We start from the raw sequence: 4,394 nt of genomic DNA on the forward strand, positions 1-4,394 counted from the left end.
AAATAGCTGTAGGGGCAGTTAGCGCAAAGCGCGTAACCGCCCGCGTCTTGCCCTCTATCATCAACACCGTCTTAAAAAAACAAACCGGAGCAATCCATGAAAATCCAACCTCTGCTCATCGCAGCCTTGTCCGGCATAATTTTTCTCACGCAAAGCGCACTGGCGATTGAAACGCCACCAGGCTGGAAAGTCGAAACGCATGGAGCAGAACGCCACTACACGCCCGAAACAGATACCGGCTTCGATATTCTGCTGAGAATCACGCTGCCACACAATAATATGGGCAAATCAGCGGCGGAATGGGCAAAAACTGTGGCAAGATTTTTTGCCGGAGGCGGTCCGACAATTAACGTCAATGGCGACCCTGTCATCAATGGCGACCGCGCAACCATTTCAATGACGCTGGAACAGCCCAACGGGCGGCGTTACCTGCAAATTACCGTATATCCGCTCAATGCCAAGCAGTTGCGCGAGATTGCTTTCATGATTCGGGATGATGCCGAATTACGGCAGCGTTATCAGCCCGTCGTGGATAGCATGATTGACGCACAATATGCCGAGGATCATGCAGGCGCTGCCGCCAATGCGGATACGGGCGGAAACAAAAGCAGCAACGATGATGTGCCTTTTGTGCCTGCGGGATGGTCGGGCAAATATACCGGCAATGTCACCCTTTATACGCCGCAAGACAGCGACAAGAAAATTTTTATTGTGAGCGTTTATGATCCGATGCCCGATGCGGGCATGAACCGTACTACCTGGCTGGAATTTGCGGCAAGCGGTATCGCAAAAGGTTATGACAAAGTACTGGAGCATGACGCGGTGGATAGCGCAGGTGAATTGGTTGTGACCAATTACCGGCTTGAAGAAAAAGGGCAGAAACTCTACGCCAATTTCACTGCTTTCCCGGCAGGCAAAGATAAAATGCGCCTTGTCCTGGTAATCTGCGAGGAAGATGCCGCCCTGCTCCAGCGTTTTCAGGAAGATGCCAAACAAATTATTGCGGCGTATTTCACGCAGGCGCAGTAGCCGCAGCACCTGGGACAAATCATGAACATAAAATTTTATGGTTTCGCCGCCCTGTTCGCCACAATATGCTGCGCCCAAAACGCGGTGGCCTTTGATACACCGCACGGCTGGAAAATGATGCAAACCCGCGATGCGATTACTTATGAGCCTGCCGATGCCGATAGCCACGAAACCAGCGTTATTATTGCGCCGCCCTTTCCCGCCGAAGGCATGAATGCGGTGGCAACGCTGAAAGACATGGCGGAAAGCGCCGATGCTTTTTCACTGGAAGACAGCGATGGCATTCATAAAAAAGGCGACCGTGCGGCAATGACGATTAAACGGCAAACGGTTGAAGGCCCAGTGCGGATAACATTCACCGCCTGGCCGGTGGGCAAGGCACAAATGCGCGTTATCGTCTTTTTGATAAAGGACGATGCCGCCTTGCGCCAGCGCTATCAGCAGACGGCTGATAAAATCATTGAGGCGCAGTATGCGGAGGATCATCCCGCAGCGGCGTCAGCTAAAAAATAAGCGGTATTCTGAAACAGGCTATTCCGCACGACACGCGGCAAAATCATTTGCCAATGCCGCATCCCTTTTTCATTCACAACCGGAGACAACATGAGCTTCACCGCACCCACCGCGCCCGGCGCGACGCAAAACCACGACCCTGCCACCCGTGGCTTCACCTACAACCACACCATGCTGCGCGTCAAAGACCCGGCGGCATCGCTCGATTTCTACACCCGCATCCTCGGCATGACGCTCTTGCGCAAAAGCGATTATGAAGGCGGCAAATTCAGCCTCTATTTCCTCGCCATGCTGCGCGGCGACGAGGTCATCCCGGAAGAGGAAGAAGCGCGCCGTGCCTGGATTGCCCGGCAAAGCGGCATCCTGGAGCTGACCCACAACTGGGGCACGGAAACAGACCCCGCCTTCCACTATCACAACGGCAACCGCGAGCCGCGCGGCTATGGCCACATCTGCATCAGCGTGCCGGATTTCGCCGCCGCCATCGCCTGGTTTGACCAAAACCGCGTCCCCTACCAGAAACGCCCGGAAGACGGCACGATGCGCTACATCGCCTTTATCAAAGACCCAGACGACTACTGGGTGGAAATCATCAAGGGTTGAGATATTCCGCCCCGTACGCGAGCGCCGCATCGCCATCATGACCCGTCCCGCCCATGCTGCCCGCCATCACCCTCGCCCCCTGCTGCGCGGCGCACTTCGCCGCGCTCACCGCCTACCAGCTGCACGGCGCGCAAGCCGAGTATTCACGGCCACCGCGCGACTGGCTCAGCGGCGGCAGGGGTTTTGACGCTGCCCAACGCGCTGTCACCATCCTGCACGCGGGTGAGCCCGTCGGTTTTTTCATCCTTGACGGGAGCAGTGCCCGCGAGGAATACAGCGCCAACCCGCAGGCGCTGCTGCTGCGCTCGATGTCGCTCAACCCGCGTCATCAGGGCAACGGCTATGCCCATGCCGCCCTCGCCCCCGCCTGTCTTGACCCGTTCGTGCGCGCACATTTTCCCGACTGCGACGAGATCGTCCTCGGCGTCCATCACGCCAATCGCCCCGCCATCCGCCTCTACCAGCGTGCCGGTTTTCACGATACCGGTCGCAATTATCCGGGGCTGAAGGGACTGCAATACGTTTACCACCGCCGGTTGCCCCGCGCAGACTAGGGGTTGGGGAGGGGGTGAGCGATATTATGGATGAGCCGAAATTCCAATTTTTCCATTGTTTGCCGCCCTCACCCCCTCCTCTCTCTTGCTTCGCAAGCAATGCTTGTCGCTGCGGGCGGTTACGACACGAGCGCCTAACCGCCCCCGCGTTTTCAAGACTATTGGCGTGGACGACTATAAATGGCGGATTTCCAGCGCGGGTAGGTCAAGCGGCTGGTGGCTGGTGATGATGATCGCGCCGCCATGCTGGCGATGTTCTTCCAGGCGGGCACGCAGGGTGGCGCTGGTCGTCGCATCAAGCGCGGTCAGCGGCTCGTCGAGCAACCACAGCGGTGGCGTCTCCAGCCAAAGGCGGGCGAGCTGACAGCGGCGCTGTTGTCCGGCGGAGAGCTGGCGACTTTGCCGGTCGTCGTGGCGGTTGAGGGCGACGGCAGCGAGGGCAGCATCAAGCCGGGTTTCAAGGTCGGCGCCGCTCATGCCGTGGTAGAGGCGGGCGGCATAGCGCAGATTTTCGCGCGCAGTCAGGGTGCTTTTGATACCGGGGCGATGGCCGAGGTAGAGCAGCGGCGCGTGGCGGCGAATCTGCCCGCCTTGCGGGGTGATGAGCCCGGCAAGCGCTTGCAGCAGCGTGGTCTTGCCGCTGCCGTTGTCGCCGGTGAGGTGGATGATTTGCCCGGCGGCGAGGGTCAGCGCGTAGCGACGCAGCAGCAGGCTACTGCCTTTGAGCAGGGTGAGATTGTCGGCTTCAAGTAAAATCATGATTACGGGAATGCGGCGGGATTGGCGCATATTATCTTGCTTGCGCCGCTTTGTGCCTATGCCCGCCATCCATAACCGAACGGCGCACCTTATGGCGGAGGCCGTGCGTAGGAGGTGTGGACACGCACGCGGTGAAAATCGGAGCAGAACGGGTACAAGTACCCGACATCTTTAACGTCAGCCATCCATAACCGAACGACGATAATGGTATGGCGATACGCACCAAATTCTGTACAAGACCCGCGCTGCGGATGGCATCAAAAACCGCGTTGCCGTACCCCAAACTACCCGATGCCGTAAAATACACGCACCGCAATCCAGCGGATGCCGTCAAAACCATCCATGAAAAACCCGAATCAAAACAATGCTCGCGGGCGCAACTTTTTCCCATTTGCAAAAATTGGAAATAGCCTTCACAATCTGTTGAAAACGAGGAGGAAAAACACATTACACCATTAAAAATTTGTCCCTGTTCCAAAGGGATTGCGACCTACTGCCAGGATGTATATTCCCATTGATTAACATTAAAAATTTGTCCCTGTTTCAAAGGGATTGCGACTGATTTTTCCCATAATTCTCTCCTTAAAGAAAAATTAAAAACTTGTCCCTGATGCAAAGGGTTTGCCATTAAAAATGCCGACTTCGCGTCGGCATTTTTTTGTTCAGGGATATTAGGCGCTATTTGCAATTCAGCCGTGAGCCTTTGTAGGTTGGGTTAGCGCGCAGCGCGTAACCCAACAAACCGAATGCCGAACATATATAGCGATACACACAAGGAGGAACGCTGGAGGTGGTACGCCGCTATACGGAAAGACGGTATAGTATGAGACTTTCGGTGTATCGCTATATTCTGTTGTTGGGTTACGCGCTGCGCGCTAACCCAACCTACGCGCAAAATCATCGTGTTATGACCAATTACTATCGTTCGGGCGGTTA

6 protein-coding genes are annotated in these 4,394 nt (G+C 56.1%); 4 read left to right on the forward strand and 2 right to left on the reverse strand.

All coding sequences use genetic code 11. The features are described from left to right. Positions 1-96 precede the first annotated feature (96 nt). The 4 genes from Q0349_RS11405 (at position 97) to Q0349_RS11420 (ending at position 2,699) form a co-directional block, all read left to right on the forward strand. Positions 97-1,029, forward strand: coding sequence for a hypothetical protein (locus Q0349_RS11405; RefSeq protein WP_298081094.1), 933 nt, complete (start codon positions 97-99; stop codon positions 1,027-1,029). A gap of 21 nt (positions 1,030-1,050) precedes the next feature. Beyond that, positions 1,051-1,542, forward strand: a complete 492-nt coding sequence (locus tag Q0349_RS11410; RefSeq protein WP_298081095.1) for a hypothetical protein — start codon at positions 1,051-1,053, stop codon at positions 1,540-1,542. Between the two features lie 90 nt (positions 1,543-1,632). Continuing rightward, positions 1,633-2,145 carry a lactoylglutathione lyase gene (gene gloA, locus Q0349_RS11415; protein ID WP_298081097.1) on the forward strand — a complete coding sequence of 171 codons (513 nt, stop codon included), beginning with the start codon at positions 1,633-1,635 and terminating at the stop codon, positions 2,143-2,145. Positions 2,146-2,198: 53 nt separating this feature from the next. Further along, positions 2,199-2,699, forward strand: coding sequence for a GNAT family protein (locus Q0349_RS11420; protein ID WP_298081098.1), 501 nt, complete (start codon positions 2,199-2,201; stop codon positions 2,697-2,699). A 174-nt stretch (positions 2,700-2,873) separates the two neighbouring features. Here Q0349_RS11420 and ccmA read toward each other — a convergent pair whose 3' ends face one another. Together ccmA and Q0349_RS11430 are read right to left on the reverse strand one after the other, a co-directional pair. After that, entirely contained in the window at positions 2,874-3,458 is a 585-nt protein-coding gene (ccmA, locus tag Q0349_RS11425; RefSeq protein WP_298081099.1) for a heme ABC exporter ATP-binding protein CcmA, read from the reverse strand. A gap of 31 nt (positions 3,459-3,489) precedes the next feature. Then, a complete protein-coding gene (locus Q0349_RS11430; protein WP_298081100.1) occupies positions 3,490-3,936 on the reverse strand; it encodes a hypothetical protein in 447 nt (148 codons plus the stop codon). Positions 3,937-4,394: the final 458 nt, after the last annotated feature.

This window comes from uncultured Cardiobacterium sp., from assembly GCF_938028185.1.
Taxonomy (GTDB): domain Bacteria; phylum Pseudomonadota; class Gammaproteobacteria; order Cardiobacteriales; family Cardiobacteriaceae; genus Cardiobacterium.